15 protein-coding genes are annotated in these 18,255 nt (G+C 65.0%); 9 read left to right on the forward strand and 6 right to left on the reverse strand.

Features of this window, described 5'->3' with window-relative positions; translation table 11 throughout:
- The first annotated feature begins 27 nt into the window (after nt 1-27).
- Entirely contained in the window at nt 28-1,692 is a 1,665-nt protein-coding gene (locus AB7G19_RS21165) for a glycoside hydrolase family 17 protein (RefSeq protein ID WP_187387696.1), read from the forward strand.
- Here the strand turns inward: AB7G19_RS21165 and AB7G19_RS21170 are convergent.
- The 3 genes from AB7G19_RS21170 to AB7G19_RS21180 form a co-directional block, all read right to left on the reverse strand.
- Nucleotides 1,652-2,032 carry a hypothetical protein gene (locus AB7G19_RS21170; RefSeq protein ID WP_028147889.1) on the reverse strand — a complete coding sequence of 127 codons (381 nt, stop codon included), beginning with the start codon at nt 2,030-2,032 and terminating at the stop codon, nt 1,652-1,654. The genes AB7G19_RS21165 and AB7G19_RS21170 overlap by 41 nt on opposite strands.
- 109 nt (nt 2,033-2,141) lie before the next feature.
- A complete protein-coding gene (locus tag AB7G19_RS21175; protein ID WP_063983206.1) occupies nt 2,142-3,017 on the reverse strand; it encodes a hypothetical protein in 876 nt (291 codons plus the stop codon).
- A gap of 41 nt (nt 3,018-3,058) precedes the next feature.
- On the reverse strand, nt 3,059-4,429 hold the full coding sequence (locus tag AB7G19_RS21180; protein WP_063983207.1) for a hypothetical protein: 1,371 nt from the start codon (nt 4,427-4,429) through the stop codon (nt 3,059-3,061).
- Nucleotides 4,430-4,600: 171 nt separating this feature from the next.
- Here AB7G19_RS21180 and glmU point away from each other — a divergent pair, with 171 nt between their 5' ends.
- Both glmU and AB7G19_RS21190 read left to right on the forward strand, forming a co-directional pair.
- Complete coding sequence (glmU, locus tag AB7G19_RS21185; protein ID WP_063983208.1) at nt 4,601-5,968, forward strand: bifunctional UDP-N-acetylglucosamine diphosphorylase/glucosamine-1-phosphate N-acetyltransferase GlmU; 1,368 nt, start codon at nt 4,601-4,603, stop codon at nt 5,966-5,968.
- Between the two features lie 12 nt (nt 5,969-5,980).
- A complete protein-coding gene (locus AB7G19_RS21190; protein WP_187387697.1) occupies nt 5,981-6,166 on the forward strand; it encodes a hypothetical protein in 186 nt (61 codons plus the stop codon).
- Nucleotides 6,167-6,175: 9 nt separating this feature from the next.
- Here the strand turns inward: AB7G19_RS21190 and AB7G19_RS21195 are convergent, their stop codons facing one another.
- Nucleotides 6,176-6,394: a hypothetical protein gene (locus AB7G19_RS21195; protein WP_028158733.1), complete on the reverse strand. Its 219-nt coding sequence runs from the start codon at nt 6,392-6,394 to the stop codon at nt 6,176-6,178.
- Nucleotides 6,395-6,613: 219 nt separating this feature from the next.
- Between AB7G19_RS21195 and glmS the strand changes: the two genes are divergently transcribed.
- The 3 genes from glmS (at nt 6,614) to AB7G19_RS21210 (ending at nt 10,263) form a co-directional block, all read left to right on the forward strand.
- Nucleotides 6,614-8,440: a glutamine--fructose-6-phosphate transaminase (isomerizing) gene (gene glmS, locus AB7G19_RS21200; RefSeq protein WP_063983209.1), complete on the forward strand. Its 1,827-nt coding sequence runs from the start codon at nt 6,614-6,616 to the stop codon at nt 8,438-8,440.
- An 89-nt stretch (nt 8,441-8,529) separates the two neighbouring features.
- Nucleotides 8,530-9,300, forward strand: a complete 771-nt coding sequence (locus AB7G19_RS21205; RefSeq protein ID WP_354265908.1) for a DUF502 domain-containing protein — start codon at nt 8,530-8,532, stop codon at nt 9,298-9,300.
- Between the two features lie 105 nt (nt 9,301-9,405).
- Nucleotides 9,406-10,263, forward strand: coding sequence for an NAD(P)-dependent oxidoreductase (locus tag AB7G19_RS21210; protein ID WP_354123777.1), 858 nt, complete (start codon nt 9,406-9,408; stop codon nt 10,261-10,263).
- Between the two features lie 28 nt (nt 10,264-10,291).
- Here AB7G19_RS21210 and AB7G19_RS21215 read toward each other — a convergent pair whose 3' ends face one another.
- Complete coding sequence (locus AB7G19_RS21215) at nt 10,292-10,729, reverse strand: AAA family ATPase (RefSeq protein ID WP_224580756.1); 438 nt, start codon at nt 10,727-10,729, stop codon at nt 10,292-10,294.
- Between the two features lie 299 nt (nt 10,730-11,028).
- Here AB7G19_RS21215 and panE point away from each other — a divergent pair, with 299 nt between their 5' ends.
- Nucleotides 11,029-11,958, forward strand: coding sequence for a 2-dehydropantoate 2-reductase (gene panE, locus AB7G19_RS21220; protein ID WP_354123825.1), 930 nt, complete (start codon nt 11,029-11,031; stop codon nt 11,956-11,958).
- On the opposite strand, the gene recG is transcribed toward panE, so the two are convergent.
- Nucleotides 11,955-14,063 carry an ATP-dependent DNA helicase RecG gene (gene recG / locus AB7G19_RS21225; protein ID WP_135213676.1) on the reverse strand — a complete coding sequence of 703 codons (2,109 nt, stop codon included), beginning with the start codon at nt 14,061-14,063 and terminating at the stop codon, nt 11,955-11,957. The genes panE and recG overlap by 4 nt on opposite strands.
- 185 nt (nt 14,064-14,248) lie before the next feature.
- Here recG and AB7G19_RS21230 point away from each other — a divergent pair, with 185 nt between their 5' ends.
- Together AB7G19_RS21230 and mfd are read left to right on the forward strand one after the other, a co-directional pair.
- On the forward strand, nt 14,249-14,539 hold the full coding sequence (locus AB7G19_RS21230) for an FAD assembly factor SdhE (RefSeq protein ID WP_028147879.1): 291 nt from the start codon (nt 14,249-14,251) through the stop codon (nt 14,537-14,539).
- Nucleotides 14,536-18,054: a transcription-repair coupling factor gene (mfd, locus tag AB7G19_RS21235; protein ID WP_441268055.1), complete on the forward strand. Its 3,519-nt coding sequence runs from the start codon at nt 14,536-14,538 to the stop codon at nt 18,052-18,054. The genes AB7G19_RS21230 and mfd overlap by 4 nt, the downstream gene beginning before the upstream one ends.
- Nucleotides 18,055-18,255 lie beyond the last annotated feature (201 nt).

Here is an 18,255-nt window from a genome sequence, read left to right on the forward strand (position 1 = left end):
ATCCATCCCGGACACACCCCTTGGCAGATGGCGCGTGAGCAGGTAATCGACGGCACCTCGCGGAGGACGGAACCGATTTCTCTTCGTACGCCACTGGCGCTTCTGCTCGTTTCACTGGGTGCGATTGCTGCCGTGTGGTGGTGGCTGGCCACGCCAATCACGCTCGCGCGCGCCCCGATCGACCCGGCCGACAAGGTCCAATGCGTCTCCTATGCGCCGTTCCGCGGGGAACAGTCGCCGCTGAACGCGTGGACCCATATCGAGGCCGACCAAATCGAGCAGGATTTGCGCCAGCTCAAGGAGATCACCGACTGCGTCCGCACCTATTCGATGGAGAACGGGCTCGACCAGGTGCCGGCGATCGCCGCCAAGGTCGGCGGGCTGAAGGTGCTCCAGGGCATCTGGCTCTCCAGCAACCGCGCCAAGAATTTTGAGCAGGCCGCGCTCGCCGTCCGCCTCTCCAAGGAATTTCCCGGCATCATCACCAGCGTCATCGTCGGCAACGAGGTGCTGTTGCGCGGCGAGATGACGACCGCGGACCTCGTCTCCATCATCCGCTCGGTGAAGGCGCAGGTCAGCGTGCCCGTCACCTATGCCGACGTCTGGGAGTTCTGGCTCAGGAATCGCGAGGTCTATGACGCCGTCGACTTCGTCACGATCCACATCCTGCCTTATTGGGAGGATGTTCCGGTGAAGGCGAAGTTCGCAGCGAGCCATGTCGAGGCGATCCGCGAGCGCATGGCGGTCGCGTTCCCCGGCAAGGAGATCCTGATCGGCGAAACCGGCTGGCCCAGCGAAGGGCGCATGCGCGAGGGCGCGCTGCCGTCGCGCACCAACCAGGCGCGCGTCGTCTCGGAAATCCTGGGCCTGGCGAAAGCGAACAAGTTTCGCGTCAATCTGATCGAGTCCTATGACCAGCCCTGGAAGCGCAAGCTGGAAGGCACCGTCGGCGGCTATTGGGGCCTGTACGACTCGGTGCGCCGGAACCTGAAATATCCGCCGGGCCAGCCGATCAGCAATTTCCCGTACTGGAAATGGTACATGGGCGCCGGCATGGGCCTCTGCGTGCTGGTGTTCGCGGTCGCCGGCCTCACGCTGCGCAGGCGGCCGTGGACGCCGCGCTTCTCGGCCTGGCTCGGCGTCGCGATCTCGGCGACGTCAGCGGGCACCCTGCTCGGGATCGGCGTCGACAAGATGTATTATGAGAGCTACGGCATCGGCGGCTGGCTGCACTGGGGCGCGCTGCTTCTGGCCGGCATCCTGTCGCCGATCTTCTGCGCGCAGGCGATGGTGATCGGCCGCAGCCTTCCGACCTTCCTCGATCTGCTCGGCCCGCGCGAGGGCCGCAAATGGTCGAAGCTCACCGCCGTGCTCGGCCTGACGCTGGCGGTGACCGCGGTGATCGCGGCGCAGACCGCGCTCGCCTTCGTGTTCGACTCGCGCTACCACGACTTCCCCTACGCCTCGCTGACGATGGCGGTGGTGCCGTTCGCGGTGCTGATGCTGAACCGGCCGCAGATCGGCCAGCGTCCGATTGCGGAATCGGTATTCGCGGGCCTGCTCACGCTGGCGGCCGCCTATGTGCTGTTCAACGAGGGCCGCGAGAACTGGCAGTCGCTGTGGACCTGCGCGATCTACTTGCTGTTCGCGTTCACGCTGTGGCGGGCGCGGGCCGAGCAAATCCAAGAATGAACAGGCCGATCGCAAGGCCCGACAGCACGACATTGTAGAGCACGATGCCGAGGCCGGCGGCGACGATGCCGACGGTCAGCAGCACGATCGACGGCCGCATCAGGTTCAGCGTCGCAACCACCAGCGCGACGATGCCGAACACCGAATTCTTGAACAGCACCGTCGAGACTGTGCGCGCCTTGCAGATTAGAGTCTGCAGGCCGGCGTCACAGGCGAGGCCAACGGTCGAGTTCTCGATGCCGAGATAGCGCAGATAGATCGCGTAGCCGACGGACACGAAGCCGACGACGATCAGGAACTGCACCTGGTAGGGCGTGAGGCGGAAGGGCTTTTTTGTCATGGGCGCAATATGGTCGGGATGACGGGAGGGGGCAACAGGCGAGGTGGATATTTCTGCCCATTGCATAATCGCCAATTAGGCGATGAGACCGAGCTCGCGCGCGCTGTGGCTAACCCAAGCGACACAGGAGACCATTGGGCCTCAATTCCAGCTCGAATGCCCAAGGTTGTGGTGCGTTAATCAGGTCCTCCTCCATATTGCCCTGAGGCGAAAGCTCAGTCTTGTACATCGCCGTCGCGATGGCCAGTGGGACTCCCCCTGGATTGGGCACTGGAATTCCGGCATCAACGCTGATTGGGCCGCCATTTATTGGATCGGATGCCATCAGAGTCGTGTTCAAGCCGTCTCCTAGATCGACAGCGCAACCGTGCATGAGCGTTACCGCGAAGAGCTCAGTCAGGCGCTTTTGTTGATCGAAAGCGTTGCTTTCCTTGGGTTCGAGCACTCCGCTGCTTCTCAGGGTTGCCTTCAGATCGGTGAACAGTCGATCAGACGTAAATGCAGGCCGGACGACAAAGCTACTCGTCAATTTGTCAATATAATCCAGCTCTTCCGCGTTGAGCCGTTCCACGCTTATCGTTCCGAAGTTAGTGCGGACGATCTTTTGTTCGATCGTCTCGACTAGCTTTTTTGCCTTCGCCATCGGGAATTTTCGGAGGCGCGGCGGAGCGCGTCTGAGGGTCGCGTGCAGCCAAGGCACGAACTGGGATGGCAGTGATCTGTTCGTGATGTACGGATTGGCCCCAGGCGGGTGTCTATTGAAGAAAGACATGAAGAAGGCGATCAGAGCCCAATCGCGCACTTCCCGAGTAACTATCCCTTTGTTGCGTTCGGCCTTATGAGCGACGAAGTCGCCGATTTCCTGAACAGGTTCTCTTCCATCGCAGCGATCTCTGGCAAATAGAAAAATACGCGCCAGATCCTCCGGCACAAAGTCTCCGTTCAGGAAACGAACAACGCGCGCTCGGATTCCAGCATCAACCATTGTCGATCACCCCTGCGTTGATGCTTGTTATTTGAGCGTTCCTACCGCCTGAAGAACGACGACAGCGTCGATCCCGTCGAGGCCGTCTCCGGCTTCGCCGGTGCGGCCGGCGGCTGAGGCGCGGGGGCAGGCGCGGGCTCCTCGCGCTTCGACGAGCGTTTTGAGGAGTAGCTGCGGCGGCGCTTCTCCGGTTTGGCGGCCGGAGCGGGCGCCGGCGCAGTCTCGGCTTGCGGGACGGAGTCCTGGTTCTTGTCCGCGTTCTTCTCCTGAACCCGGTCCTGAGTCTTCTCTTGTCCCTTCTCCGATCCGCCGCGCATCGACAGCCGCTGGCCGTCGAACACGGTGGTCTCGCAATGGCGGTCGTTCTCGGCGAGGCCCGCGCAGAGCTTTGCGGCGGCGGCGGCATTGATCAGCGGGCCGGCCCCCAAGCGGAGCTGCATGCCGAGGCCGGCATTGCCTTCCTTGATCATGATGATCGGCCGCAGCGCCGCGATCTCGGGATTGGACTTGGTCAGGCCGCGCCAGAGCGCGCGCAGGCCGTCGAGCGAGTTGGCGCCGCCAAGGTCGATGGCGAAGCGCGTCTGCTGGACCGCGATTGCAGGGGCCTCGCTCTCGGCCGTCTCCGGCGGCTTGGCTGGCGCCGCGGCGACCTCGGTCGGGGCGGGCGCCTGTTCGGGCTTCTTCTCGGCGGCCTTCTCCGTCGTCTCGGGCTGCGTCAGCTTCGATGCGGCGGGATCGGGTGGCGCCATGATCGACTTGGATGGCACCAGCGGAAGCATGGGCAGTGCCGACGTTGTCAGCGGCGACTGCGATACCAGCGAGGCCATGGCGGCGTTCTGCGGCGGCGGGATCAACTGATCCTTTGCGGCCTCCTTCAGGGCGTCTTTTGTCGGCTCCTTCGCCTGGTCCTTCGCGGCTGCCGCGCGCGGCTTGTCACTTGGGGGAGCCGGCGTCGAGGCGACCGGCGCGACGGTCGGCGCCGCGGGCTGGGTGTCAGGCGCCGGCGCGTCCTGCGGCTTCGCGCTCTGCTTGGCGATGGCGCCGGTGACGGAATCCATCCCTTGCTCGAGCACGGTGACGCGCGAATAGAGCCGGTCACGATCGGTGTTCAGCGTCTCGATGGCGGAGGCGAGGCGGCGGGCCTCGTTCTGGCTCTCCTTGGTCAGCATCTGGAGCCGGTCGGCCTGGCGCGACAGATCGGCCGACGCAACCTGGTCACGGCGCCAGCCGAGCTGGGCCTGATTGGCCATCACGGCCATCACGACGGCGCCGACGGCAACCACGCCCCACGCGCCCAGCCGCCACATCGTGCTGCGGTCGACCGCGCTTTCCTCGGCCAGAAGTCCGGAGAACAGCCCGCCGGTCTCCTTGGCCCCGAAGGCGTCCGCCAGTGGGTCGGAATCCTTTGCCATGAACGTTAAGTGCCCAGCCCCGAACTGCTTCCCCGAATCAATCAGGGAACATTAACAGGAAAACCCCGTCGCACTTGAATTCCGGGCGTTTGCGGGGGTAGCAAGGCGACAGCTCATGACGGCGTCGGCCTGCCGCCGCCCGTTGATTCGGCCATGTTTGACAGGATTTCGATGACCGCCCGTTCCAGCCTCACGATCGTACTCGCCGCCGGCGAAGGCACGCGCATGCGATCGAACCTGCCGAAAGTGCTGCATCCGGTCGCCCACCAGAGCCTGCTCGCGCACGTGCTCGCCGCCACACCGAAGGGAACCGGCACCTCGCTCGCCGTCGTGATCGGCCCCGACCATCAGGCGGTCGCGGACGAGGCGAAACGCATCCGTCCCGATGCGCTCACCTTCGTGCAGGCAGAACGGCTCGGCACCGCGCATGCGGTGCTGGCGGCGCGCGAGGCGATTGCGCGGGGCGCGGACGATCTGCTGATTGCCTTCGGCGACACGCCGCTGATCTCAGCCGAGACCTTTGCGCGGCTGCGCGCGCCGCTCGCGAAGGGCGCAGCAATCGCCGCGCTCGGCTTTCGCGCCGCCGATCCCACCGGCTATGGCCGCTTCATCGTCGAGGGCGACCGTCTGGTCGCGATCCGCGAGCATGCCGATGCCAGCGCGGACGAGCGCAAGATCGATCTGTGCAATGCCGGCCTGATGGCGATCGACGGGCGCCGTGCACTCGCGATCCTCGACAAGATCGGCAATGCGAATTCGAAGGGCGAATATTATCTGACTGACGCGGTCGGCGTCGTTCGTGAACAGGGATGGGAGTCCGTCGTGATCGAGACCAGCGAGGACGAGGTGCGCGGCATCAACACCAAGGCGCAGCTCGCGGAGGCCGAAGGCGTGATGCAGGCGCGCTTGCGCAAAGCGGCGATGGAAGCAGGCGTCACGCTGATCGCGCCCGAGACCGTTTATCTGTCCGCCGATACCGTGTTCGGCAATGACGTCACCATCGAGCCGTTCGTGGTGATCGGTGCGGGCGTGTCGATCGCCGACGGCACGGTGATCCATTCCTTCTCGCATATCGTGCAGACCACGCTCGGCAAGAACGTCTCGATCGGCCCCTATGCGCGACTGCGACCCGGCACCTCGCTCGGCGACGGCGCGCGCATCGGCAATTTCGTCGAGACCAAGGCCGCGACGCTGGAGGCCGGCGTCAAGGTCAACCATCTCTCCTACATCGGAGACGCCACCATCGGCGCCAATTCCAACATCGGCGCCGGCACCATCACCTGCAACTACGACGGCTTCAAGAAGCACAAGACGATCATCGGGCAGGGTGCCTTCGTGGGCACCAACTCCTCTCTCGTCGCGCCGGTGAAGATCGGCAACGGCGCCTATATCGGCTCAGGCTCGGTGATCACGCGCGATGTGCCCGACGACGCCATGGCGCTGGAGCGCAATCAGCAGACCATCCGGGAAGGCGGCGCTGCGCGCTATCGCGAGATGAAGACCGGCGGCAAGAAGCCGGAAAAGAAGCCGGAGAACTGAGCGCCAACTGCGGTGTCCTCTCGCTTTGTGCGCGATCTGAGCAGTTTTCTGATTGACACATTCGTCACGGGGATGGGGCGACTGCTGCTGCGGGAAATGAACGAGTACGATCCGCCCGAGATTTTGGCCCTCGTCATCGGGCTAGCGTTCTGGGCGCTCCTCATTTTCCTCGTCTGGGCCGTGATGCTGGGGTGGTAGGGCGCGCCGCTATTCGTCGTCGGAGAATTCCGAGAAGATCGCGCGCGTCAGGCGCCAGCCGCGCGGCTTGGCCCGTTTCGCAGGTTCTCCGGCAGCGTGCTTGACGAAGACGGGTTTGCTTTCCTTGCCGCGCTGGGGCGGCGGCCAATGCGCAAGGTGCGTGCCAGTGGTCTCGCTGGCGTGGGCATACATCGATGACAGGCCTTTGCGGCCGGACGAGCTTTTCATGACCTTACTCCCTGGCCGGGAATCGTTGGTCAAACTTATTGACAACAAGTTAATTCGCGCGGTTTAAGGCCGGCCAATTCGACGCAGTCGAAATCGGAAGCGAACCGGCGCTGTCTCAATCCGCAATAATTATTGAGTATCTGGTTCCTTAGGAACTTCGCTAAAGACCGAGCGGATCGTTTAGGCGATTTTTCGACGATTTGGGGGATATTGATCCGCATGTGCGGGATTGTCGGCATTCTCGGGCGCACGCCGGTTGCAGAGCAATTGGTGGATTCGCTCAAACGTCTTGAATATCGCGGCTACGACTCCGCTGGCGTCGCCACGCTCGAAGGCAAGCATCTCGCGCGCCGCCGCGCCGAGGGCAAGCTGAAGAACCTGGAGAAGCGGCTGGAAGCCGAGCCGTTGAAGGGCACGACCGGCATCGGCCACACCCGCTGGGCCACCCACGGCAAGCCGACCGTCAACAATGCCCATCCGCACGCGACCGAACGCGTTGCCGTGGTCCATAACGGCATCATCGAGAATTTCCGCGAGCTGCGCGAGGAGCTCGAGAAAAAGGGCACGGTGTTCCACACCGAGACCGACACCGAGATCGTGCTGCATCTCGTGGACGATCTGCTCACGCGCGGCAACAAGCCCGTGGAAGCGGTGAAGCTGACGCTGGCGCGGCTGCGCGGCGCCTTCGCGCTCGGCTTCATCTTCGCCGGTGACGACGATCTCATGATCGGCGCCCGCAATGGCCCGCCGCTCGCGATCGGATATGGCGACGGCGAGATGTATCTCGGCTCCGACGCCATCGCGCTCGGCCCCTTCACCGACACGATCAGCTATCTCGAAGACGGCGACTGGGTCGTGCTGACGCGCAAGGGCGCCACGGTCTTCGACAAGGACGGCCACGCCGTCCAGCGCGAGAAGATCAAGCACGCCGCCTCGACCTCGCTGGTCGACAAGGCCAATTACCGCCACTTCATGGCGAAGGAAATTCACGAGCAGCCGGAAGTGGTCGGCCACACGCTGGCGCGCTATGTCGACATGGCGACCGAGCGCGTCTCGCTGCCGGTCAAGCTGCCCTTCGACTTCAAGAGCATCCAGCGCATCAACATCACCGCCTGCGGCACCGCGAGCTATGCCGGCTTCGTCGCGAAATACTGGTTCGAACGCTTTGCGCGCGTGCCGGTCGAGGTCGATGTCGCCTCCGAATTCCGCTACCGCGAGGCGCCGTTGCGCAAGGGCGATCTCGCCATCTTCATCTCGCAGTCGGGCGAGACCGCCGACACGCTGGCCGCGCTGCGTTATGCCAAGGCCGAGGGTGTGCACACGGTGGCCGTCGTCAACGTGCCGACCTCGACGATCGCGCGCGAGAGCGAGACCGTGCTGCAGACGCTGGCCGGTCCCGAGATCGGCGTCGCCTCGACCAAGGCCTTCACCTGCCAGCTCATGGTGCTGGCAAACCTAGCGATCGCGGCCGGCAAGGCCCGCGGCGAATTGTCCGACGAGGACGAGACCAAGCTCGTTCATGGCCTCGTCGAGATCCCGCGCCTGATGTCGGACGCGCTCACCACCGAGCTCCAGATCGAGAAGCTCGCGCGTGAGATCGCCAAATCGCGCGACGTGCTCTATCTCGGCCGCGGCACCAGCTTTCCGCTCGCGCTCGAAGGCGCGCTGAAGCTGAAGGAGATCTCCTATATCCATGCCGAGGGCTATGCCGCCGGCGAGCTGAAGCACGGGCCGATCGCGCTGATCGACGAGACCATGCCGGTCGTCGTCATCGCCCCCTACGACCGCGTGTTCGAAAAGACCGTCTCCAACATGCAGGAGGTTGCCGCCCGCGGCGGCAGGATCATCCTGATGACCGACGCCAAGGGCGCGGAGGAGGCGACCGTCGAGTCCCTCGTCACCATCGTCATGCCCGACATGGCGGCGGCGTTCACGCCGATGGTCTATGCCGTCCCCGTGCAACTGCTCGCCTATCATACGGCGGTCATCATGGGCACCGATGTCGACCAGCCGCGCAACCTCGCGAAATCGGTGACCGTGGAATAGGCAGAAGGGATCAGGCCGGAACGCTAGGTAGTCTTCCAAAACCTGCTAGAAGACCCTAGCTTGAGTGCAGCGACCGACCTGGAACCCGAATGACCCCCCGCGACGACGCGCCTGCGCCGCTTGATCCCATCCCGGAACCGCATACCGGCCTGATGGGCCGCTTCCGCAATTATTTTCTGACCGGCCTCGTCGTGACGGGGCCAATTGCCATCACGCTGTATCTGGTCTGGTGGTTCGTCACCTGGGTTGACGGCGTGGTGCGGCCGTTCGTGCCGCTGGCCTACCGGCCCGAAACCTATCTGCCGTATGTCGTTCCAGGTTGGGGACTGATTGTCGCATTCTTCACGCTGACGCTGGTCGGCTTCCTCGCCGCCAATCTGATCGGCCGGACGCTGGTCGATATCGGCGAGACCTTCCTCGGCCGGATTCCGGCGGTGCGCGCCATCTATCGCGGCCTGAAGCAGGTGTTCGAGACGCTGTTCTCGGGCAAGGGCTCGAGCTTCCGCAAAGTCGGCCTGGTCGAGTTTCCGTCGCCGGGAATGTGGTCGATCGTGCTGATCTCGCAGTCGCCGAACGAAGAGGTCGCGCGCAGCCTGCCGGGGCAGGAGGAGCACGTCTCCGTGTTCCTGCCGTGCTCGCCGAACCCGACCACGGGCTTCTTCTTCTACGTGCCCAAGAGCAAGATCGTCGAGGTTGACATGAGCACCGAAGATGCCGCGACCCTGATCATGTCGGCCGGCGTTGTGCAGCCGGGCTCGGCGCCCGACCCGAAAAAGGCCGCCGCGCTCACGGGCATGGCGAACGCCGCGCGCATTGCCAACGCGTCCGCGCTCCAGCCCCAGCCTGCGAAGGTGGAGTAGGGCCATTCCCGTTTCGGATGGCCGCATTCACGCAAGCACTTTCGTCCTCTGCTAGTCTTCCGGTTGAATCGAGCACCTCGCTCGGAATTCGACCTGGAGTGCATGATGACGAAGACCATTGCGATCCTCGCGCCCGGCGCCATGGGCAGCGCCGTGGCCCGCCGCCTCGGCGAAAACGGTGCGCGCGTGCTGACGTCGTTGAAGGGGCGCAGCGAGGCGACGCAAAAGCGCGCCGCGGATGCCGGCATGATCGGCGCCGAGGACGACGCGATCGCGGAGGCCGACATCATCCTTTCGATCGTGCCGCCGGGCGAAGCCGTGGCTTTGGCCGAACGCCTGGCGGCGCTGATCGTCCGGCGCGAGAAGAAACCCATCGTCGTCGACTGCAACGCGGTCAATGTCGATACCGTTCAAAGAATCGAGGAGATCATCGGCTCGGCGCAGGCGCCGTTCGTCGATGGCGGCATCATCGGCTTCCCGCCGCAGCCCGGCAGCAAGAGCCCGGCCTTCTACCTGTCCGGCGAGTACGCTGGGGATCTCGCGGTGCTGAAGGATCTCGGGCTCGACGTGCGGATTGTCGAGGGACCCGTCGGCGCGGCCTCCGCGCTGAAGATGTCCTATGCCGGCATCGTCAAGGGCCTGGCCGGCATCGGCTCGGCCATGGTGGTCGCGGCCACGAAAGCGGGCGCGGCCGACGCGCTGCGCGACGAGCTCGCGCTGAGCCAGCCCGCGGTCCTGGCCCGGCTCGAAGTCGCGCTGCCGGACATGATCCCGAAGGCCTATCGCTGGGTCGCGGAGATGCGGGAGATCTCGGGTTTCCTCGGGCCCGACCATCCGGCGAGCCAGATCTACGAAGGCTTTGCACGCTGGTTCGAGCACCTCGCCGCGGATGCGAATGGCGAAGCGGTGGATGCGGCACTGCTGAAGGCCTTCGCAGCGCGTGTCGCGCAGAAGAAGGCCTGACCGTCCAGTCCGACGTCACGGCGATGGATCACTCGCCGTGCACTGAAACCGACTCCAGAAAACCCTGGATGTCCCGGTCGCGTCTCAGGCGCACGACCGGGACATCGGGGCCATATTGAAGGCGCTCGGCCTCGATGACGGGCACGCGCTCGGTGTCGTAGCGCCACGCCTCCTTCATCAGTTTCCAGTCGAACTGTTCCGGACATCCCTCGGGCAGATCGGGTCGCGTCGTGTCGCGATCGAACGCGGAGCGCCAGAGAATGCGCCACTGGCAGAGCCAGCGTGGGCGGTCGATGACGACCAGGGTGTCGGCACGCGCAAGCGTGAGATCGAAGGCGAGCCCCGAGAAGCTGCCGTCGATGACCCATGCGTCGCCCGCGATCTCCTCCGCGACGCGTAGACGGAAGCTGGCCTTGTCGGATGGCTTCCATCCCGGCCGCCAGTAGAGCACGTCGAGATGCACCACGGGCAGTCCAAGCTTCCGCCCGAGACTTCGGGAGAGGCTCGTCTTTCCGCTTCCCTGAGAACCGACGACGATGACCCTGCGCATGAGCGCAAGGTTTCATAAAGTCGACCGCGGCGAAAGGGTGAGTCTTCTGAAGCGGCTCTATCCACTTCGTCATTGCGAGCGCAGCGAAGCAATCCAGCCTGTCTCCGTGGGAAGATTCTGGATTGCTTCGCTGCGCTCGCAATGACGGGGAGGAGACGCCGCACGCCCCGTCTGCTATCGTTTCTGCGGAGACAGATGGATGCATCGGAGTTCGAATGAGAGTGCTGGTGATCGGCGCAGGCGCGCTTGGAGGCTATTACGGAGCTCGCCTGGTCCGAGCGGGCGGCGACGTGACCTTTCTGGTGCGAGCGAAGCGTGCCGAGCAATTGCGGCGGAATGGATTGCAGGTCGCGAGTCCGCATGGCGACTTTGCCGTACAGCCGAAGATCATCTTGGCAGACGATCTCAAGGAGACATTCGACGTCGTGCTCGTCGGGGTGAAATCCTACTCGCTCGACGATGCGATGGCCCAGTTTGCCCCGGCAGTTGGCGCCGATACGATGATCCTGCCGATCCTCAACGGGTTGAAACATATCGACACCTTGACCGCGAAGTTCGGTGCAGCGCGCGTCCTCGGCGGGTTGGCGAACGTCAGCGCCGGCCTCGATGCGGATGGTCGTGTCGTTCAGTTCATGGCCAATCAGACCATCGTCTTCGGCGAGACCAACGGGGCGCTGAGCGAGCGTGCGCTCGCGCTGGAAACATTGCTCCATGTCCCCGGCATCGACGTGCGCGCCAGCGAAGCGATCATGCAGGACATGTGGGAAAAGTTCGTCCAGCTCAGCACGCTCGCTGGCATCACTTGCCTGATGCGCGCAAGTATCGGCGACATCCTGGCGGTGCCGAACGGCGAGCAGTCCATTTTCCGGCTGTTCGCGGAATGCTGTGCCGTTGCAACGGCGTCGGGTTTTGAGCCGCGCGCTCCGTTCATCGAGTTTGACCGAAAGCTCTTCACCACCTTGGACTCGCCGCTCAAGGCCTCGATGTTGCGCGATATCGAGCGTGGTTCGGTTACCGAAGCGGAGCATATCCTGGGCGATATGGCCAATCGCGCCCGCACGCTCGGTATCGATACGCCGCTGCTGGATCTGGCCCGCGCGCATGTGGCGGCTTATGAGGTCGGACGCCGAAGAGCAGCAGGCTAACCCGCCCCGATCAGCGGGATCGCTTCGTCCCGCTCGTAGAGATACAGCAGGCACCGTAGCGCCTCGCCGCGCTCGCCCTTCAGCTTCGGATCGTCTTTGAGGATCCGCAGCGCCTCGTCTCTAGCCTGGGTGATGAGCTGGCCGTGCACCTCCGACCGCGCGATGCGGTAGCCCGGCAGGCCGCTCTGGCGCACGCCGAGCACATCGCCTTCGCCGCGCAGCTTCAAATCTTCCTCGGCGATGCGAAAACCGTCGGTGGTCTCGCGGATCACCTTCAGACGTGCCTTCGACATCTCGCCAAGCGGCTCCGAGTAGAGAAGGAGGCAGGTCGAGGCTTCCGAGCCGCGACCGATGCGGCCGCGCAACTGGTGCAGCTGGGCAAGGCCAAACCGTTCGGCGTTCTCGATCACCATGATGGTCGCGGCCGGCACGTCGACGCCGACCTCGACCACGGTGGTCGCAACCAGAAGGCCGATCTCATGGGCGGCGAACTGGCCCATCACGCGGTCCTTCTCGGTGCCCTTCATCTGGCCGTGGACGAGGCCGACGCGGTCGCCGAAACGCTTTTGCAAGCTCTCGAAGCGTTTGGTCGCATTGGTCAGGTGCTCGGTGCCTTCGGCCTCGGATTCCTCGACCAGCGGGCAGATCCAGTAGACCAGCTTGCCCGCCTCCAAGGCCCGGCCGATGCTGTCCGTGACCTCATTGAGGCGGCTCATCGATATGGTGCGGGTCTCGATCGGCTGGCGGCCGGCGGGCTTCTCGCGCAACTCGGAGATGTCCATGTCGCCGAAATAGGTTAGCACCAGCGTGCGCGGGATCGGCGTCGCACTCAGCACCAGCACATCGACGGCGGCGCCCTTCGAGGTCAGCGCGAGGCGTTCGCGCACCCCGAACCGATGCTGCTCGTCGACGACGGCCAGGGCGAGATCGTTGAAGATCACGTCGTCCTGGATCAGCGCATGGGTGCCGACGAGGAGATTGATCTCGCCGGCTTCGAGTTGTGCCAACAGCTCGCGCCGCTCCTTGCCCTTCTCGCGGCCGGTGAGGATGGCCACGCGCAGCCCTGCGCGCTCCGCGAGCGGGGCGATGGTCTTGATGTGCTGCCGCGCCAAAATTTCCGTCGGCGCCATCAGCGCGGCCTGCTTGCCGACTTCGGCGACGGCGGCGGCCGCCAGCAGCGCCACCACGGTTTTGCCCGAGCCGACATCGCCCTGAAGCAGGCGCAGCATGCGCACGGGTTGTTGCAGATCGTTCGCGATCGCGGCGGTCGCTTCTCGCTGCGACGACGTCAATGCATAGGGCAGGGCGTCGATGATCTTGTTGCGCAAGTGACCGTCGCCGGCGTTGCGGACGCCGGCCGGGCGGCGCAATTGCGCGCGGATCAGGGCCAGCGCGAGCTGGCCGGCCAAAAGCTCGTCGAAGGCGAGGCGCGACCAGTAGGGCTTTTCGGGCAGGATGTCGGTGAGCTCGACCGGCTGATGCACGCGGCTGAGCGCCTCGGTGACCGTCGGAAAACTGCAGCGGCGCATCACCTCCGGGCTGATCCATTCCGGCAGGGCGGGCAGCTTCTGCAGCGCTTGCGCGACCGCGCGTCGCAGCGAGCCGAGCGCCAGACCCGTGGTCAGCGGATAGACCGGGTCGATGCCCGAGAGCTTCGAGATCGCCTCTTCGTCGAGCACGCGGTCGGGATGCACGATCTGCGGGATGCCGTCATACATCTGCAGTGTGCCCGAGACGTAGCGCTTCTCGCCCATCGGCAGCAGCTTTTCGACATAGCCGGGCTTGGCGCGGAAGAAGGTCAGCACGACGTCGCCGGTGTCGTCGCTGGCGTAGACGAGATAGGGCGCCCGGGCGTTGCGCGGCGGAGGCGGGCGATGGCGATCGACGGTGACCTCCAGCGTCACCATGGTTCCCTGGACGGCGTCGCGGATCTTTGGCCGCGCACGGCGGTCGATGACCTGGCTCGGCAAATGCAGCAGCAGGTCAATCAGGCGCGGCGTCTCATTGCGGCTGAGCAGGTACTGCAGCAGCTTGTCCTGCTTCGGACCGACGCCGGGCAGGCTGGTCACGGGAGCAAACAGCGGATTGAGCAGGCTGGGGCGCATCAGGCGAATCTAGGATCGTTTCGGCCCGTCATGCCCGGCTTTATGCCGGGCATCCACGGCTTTTTTCGCGGCGCCCGCGCGGGCAGCGGGCCATGCCAAATCGAGGGCTGACAGGGGCGGTCCGAGTGGCTATATCACCCCGGCCCGGCACGTCCGGGCTTTCTGCGTTTGACTGGATCTGAGACATGACGGGAACGACACGATCGAGCAACGGGCTGGACGATCGCCGCAAGCGGCTTCTGTTCCGCTGCTGGCACCGCGGCACGCGCGAGATGGACCTGATCCTGGGCCGCTTCGCGGATGCCGAGATCGGCAATCTGTCCGATGACGAGCTGACCGAGCTCGAGACCCTGCTCGAGGAGTCCGATCCCGATCTCTATGCCGCCATCACCGGTGACAAGGTGCTGCCAGCTGATGTCACCGGCGCGCTGTTTGCCCGCATCAAGGCGTTCCCGATTACGGACGGCGATTTATGAAACAGGGGATGAAGTCGCCGGCCGAGCTGCTCACGCCCGGCCGCGCGCTGACGCTTGCCAATGTTGCCGAGGGCGCCGAGGGCCTCGTCATCTCCGATCTGGCCCGCGCCATCGCGGCGCGGCCGAAGAAACCGGCCGTCAGCCTCGCCGTGGTCTGCCGCGACGGTGCGCGAATGCAGCAGCTCGAGCGCGCGCTGCAATTCTTCGCGCCCGATTTGCCGGTGCTGACCTTTCCGGCCTGGGACTGCCAGCCCTATGACCGCGTCTCGCCGCATGGCGGCATCCTGGCGCAGCGCCTGACCACACTGGCGCGGCTTGCGCCGCTGACCGGCAGCGACAAGCCGCTGATCGTGCTGACCACGGTGAACGCAATCGTGCAGCGCGTCCCTGCGCGCGAACTCGTCGCCGCGCAGGCACTGTCGGTTGCGCCGGGCAATGTGGTGCCGATGGACACCATCATCGCCTGGCTCGAGCACAACGGCTACAACCGCTCCTCGACCGTGCGCGAGCCCGGCGAATATGCCGTGCGCGGCGGTATCCTGGATCTGTTTCCGGCCGGCCTCGACCAGCCGGTCCGCTTCGACTTCTTCGGCGACAGCCTGGAATCGATCCGCTCCTTCGACGCCGAGACCCAGCGCACGATGCTCGACATGCGCTCGCTCGACCTCGTGCCGATCTCGGAATTCCAGCTCGTCACCGACACCATCCGCCGCTTCCGCATGGGCTATGTCGCCGAGTTCGGCGCGCCCGAGCGCGACGACGCGCTGTACGAGGCCGTCAGCGAGGGCCGCCGCCATCCCGGCATGGAGCACTGGCTGCCGCTGTTCCAGGACCGGATGGACACGCTGTTCGACTATCTGCAAGGCGCAGCCATAGCGATCGAGCCGCAGGCCGAGGACGCCGTTCGCGAGCGTTTCAAGCAGATCCAGGATTACTACGAAGCCCGCCGCGATGCGATGGAGCATCCCGGCGGCGGTGCCATCTACAAGCCGCTGCCGCCCGACAGGCTCTATCTCACCGACGAGGAATGGACCAGGCGCGAAAGCGAGATGTCGCTGGTGCGGCTGACGCAGTTTTCGGTTCCGGCCGATGGTGCGTCGATCGTCGATGCCGGCGCGCGCAAGGGCCGCGACTTCGCACCCGAACGCAACGACGCCACCGTCAACGTGTTCGAGTCCGTCGTCGGCCACGTGATGGCGCTGCATGCCCAGCGCAAGAAGGTCGTGATCGCACTCTGGAGCGAGGGATCGCGCGACCGCATGACCTCGATGCTGCGCGACCACAAGCTGACCCATACCACCAGCGTCAACGCCTGGCGGACGGTGCAGGCGACCCCGCGCAACGAGACCATGCTCGCCGTGCTCGGCCTGGAGGCCGGGTTCGAGACCGATGAGATCGCGCTGATCAGCGAGCAGGACATCCTCGGCGACCGCCTGGTGCGGCCGCGCAAGGCCAGCCGCAAGCTCGACAATTTCATCTCGGAGGTGACGAGCCTCACCGCCGGCGACATCGTCGTCCATGCCGACCACGGCATCGGCCGCTTCATCGGCTTGCAAACCCTCGACGTCGCCGGCGCGCCGCATGACTGTCTTGAGCTGCATTACGCCGCCGACGCAAAACTGTTTCTGCCGGTCGAGAACATCGAGCTGCTGTCGCGCTACGGCTCCGACCAGACCGCGGTCGAGCTGGATCGTCTGGGCGGCAGCGGCTGGCAGACCCGCAAGGCGAAGCTCAAGAATCGCATCCGCGAGATCGCGGGCGAATTGATCAAGATCGCCGCCGCGCGCCATTTGCACGAGGCGCCAAAGCTGCCGGTGCAGCCGGGCCTCTATGACGAGTTCTGCGCGCGCTTCCCCTACGACGAGACCGAGGACCAGTTAGGGGCCATCGAATCCACGCTGAAGGACCTCGAGCTCGGCCGTCCGATGGACCGGCTGATCTGCGGCGACGTCGGCTTCGGTAAGACCGAGGTGGCCTTGCGCGCGGCCTTTGCCGTCGCGCTCGAAGGCAAGCAGGTCGCGGTCGTGGTGCCGACCACGCTGCTCGCCCGCCAGCACCACAAGACCTTCACCGACCGCTTCAAGGGCTTTCCAGTGAACGTGGCGCAGGCCTCGCGCCTGGTCCCGACCAAAGAGCTGAACCTGGTCAAGAAGGGCATTGCCGACGGCTCGGTCGACATCGTCGTCGGCACCCACGCGCTGCTCGGCAAGGCGATCAAGTTCCGCGATCTCGGCCTCGTCATCGTCGACGAGGAGCAGCATTTTGGCGTCACCCACAAGGAACGGCTGAAGGCGCTTCGCTCCGAGGTGCACGTGCTGACGCTGTCGGCGACGCCGATCCCGCGCACGCTGCAACTGGCGTTGACCGGCGTCCGCGAGCTCTCGATCATCGCATCGCCCCCGGTCGATCGCCTCGCGGTCCGCACCTTCGTTGCCCCGCACGATCCGCTAATGATCCGCGAGGCGCTGCTGCGCGAACGCTATCGCGGCGGCCAGGCGTTCTACGTGGTGCCGCGCATCGACGACCTCGCCGAGGTCAAGGACTTCCTCGACAAGAACGTGCGGGAGATGAAGGTCGCGGTCGCGCACGGCCAGATGCCGCCCGCGGTGATCGAGGACATCATGACCGCCTTCTACGACGGCAAGTTCGACATCCTGCTGTCGACCACCATCGTGGAATCCGGCCTCGACATTCCCAACGCCAACACCCTGATCGTGCACCGGGCCGACATGTTCGGCCTGGCGCAGCTGTATCAGCTCCGCGGCCGCGTCGGCCGCTCCAAGCTGCGAGCCTATGCGCTGTTCACGCTGCCGGCGCAGCAGAAGATCACCGCGCAGGCCGAGCGCCGGCTCACCGTGTTGCAATCGCTGGAGACGCTGGGCGCGGGCTTCCAGCTCGCTTCGCACGATCTCGACATCCGCGGCGCCGGCAACCTGCTCGGCGAGGAGCAGTCCGGCCACATCAAGGAGGTCGGCTTCGAGCTCTACCAGTCGATGCTGGAGGAGGCGATCGTCAATCTCAAGGCCGGCGTGTCCGAGCCTGCCGCCGACCGCTGGTCGCCCTCGATCACCATCGGCATGCCCGTGCTCATTCCGGAAGACTATGTCGGCGACCTCTCGGTACGGCTGTCGCTGTACCGGCGGCTCGCCGATCTCGACACTGAGGAGGAGATCGAGAACTTTGGCGCCGAGATGCGCGACCGTTTCGGCGTGTTACCGGACGAGGTGCGCTATCTGTTCAAGGTCGCCGCGATCAAGGCGTTCTGCCGCACGGCCAATGTCGGGAAGATCGACGCCGGCCCGAAGGGTGCCGTCATCGCCTTCCGCGATAATTCGTTCGCCCATCCCGACCGCCTGGTGTCGTTCATCCGCAGCTACGGCCAGGCCGCCAAGGTGCGGCCCGACATGAAGGTGGTGTTCCTGCAAGACTGGGAGACGCCGGAAGAGCGGCTCGCCGGCACCACGGAGATCATGCGCCAGCTGGCACAGCTCGCGCAGAGCAAGAAGGCGGCGTAATTGTTCCGAGCGCCACCGAGCGGTACTTGGATACAAAACAGCGGCATATGGCCACTTGCGGAATGATCGAACGACAGCCATGTTCGATTCGTCGAGTTGGGCCGACGACTTGGCCTCCGACTTGGCCTCGCCGCTGATAGCGTGCCTGACTAATGACCTGATTCGTGTGACCCGCGACTGGTTTACCGGCCGCGGGTTTTT

The sequence above is a fragment of the Bradyrhizobium sp. 215_C5_N1_1 genome (assembly GCF_052075935.1).
Classification (GTDB): Bacteria; Pseudomonadota; Alphaproteobacteria; order Rhizobiales; family Xanthobacteraceae; genus Bradyrhizobium; species Bradyrhizobium barranii.

What these genes read in the sequence shown, in the direction of transcription:
- AB7G19_RS21165 (WP_187387696.1), top strand. Translation starts at nt 28, where the DNA reads ATGGCGCGTGAGCAGGTAATCGACGGCACCTCGCGGAGGACGGAACCG.
- AB7G19_RS21170 (WP_028147889.1), bottom strand. Translation starts at nt 2,032, where the DNA reads ATGACAAAAAAGCCCTTCCGCCTCACGCCCTACCAGGTGCAGTTCCTG.
- AB7G19_RS21175 (WP_063983206.1), bottom strand. Translation starts at nt 3,017, where the DNA reads ATGGTTGATGCTGGAATCCGAGCGCGCGTTGTTCGTTTCCTGAACGGA.
- AB7G19_RS21180 (WP_063983207.1), bottom strand. Translation starts at nt 4,429, where the DNA reads ATGGCAAAGGATTCCGACCCACTGGCGGACGCCTTCGGGGCCAAGGAG.
- glmU (WP_063983208.1), top strand. Translation starts at nt 4,601, where the DNA reads ATGACCGCCCGTTCCAGCCTCACGATCGTACTCGCCGCCGGCGAAGGC.
- AB7G19_RS21195 (WP_028158733.1), bottom strand. Translation starts at nt 6,394, where the DNA reads ATGAAAAGCTCGTCCGGCCGCAAAGGCCTGTCATCGATGTATGCCCAC.
- glmS (WP_063983209.1), top strand. Translation starts at nt 6,614, where the DNA reads ATGTGCGGGATTGTCGGCATTCTCGGGCGCACGCCGGTTGCAGAGCAA.
- AB7G19_RS21205 (WP_354265908.1), top strand. Translation starts at nt 8,530, where the DNA reads ATGACCCCCCGCGACGACGCGCCTGCGCCGCTTGATCCCATCCCGGAA.
- AB7G19_RS21210 (WP_354123777.1), top strand. Translation starts at nt 9,406, where the DNA reads ATGACGAAGACCATTGCGATCCTCGCGCCCGGCGCCATGGGCAGCGCC.
- panE (WP_354123825.1), top strand. Translation starts at nt 11,029, where the DNA reads ATGAGAGTGCTGGTGATCGGCGCAGGCGCGCTTGGAGGCTATTACGGA.
- recG (WP_135213676.1), bottom strand. Translation starts at nt 14,063, where the DNA reads ATGCGCCCCAGCCTGCTCAATCCGCTGTTTGCTCCCGTGACCAGCCTG.
- AB7G19_RS21230 (WP_028147879.1), top strand. Translation starts at nt 14,249, where the DNA reads ATGACGGGAACGACACGATCGAGCAACGGGCTGGACGATCGCCGCAAG.
- mfd (WP_441268055.1), top strand. Translation starts at nt 14,536, where the DNA reads ATGAAACAGGGGATGAAGTCGCCGGCCGAGCTGCTCACGCCCGGCCGC.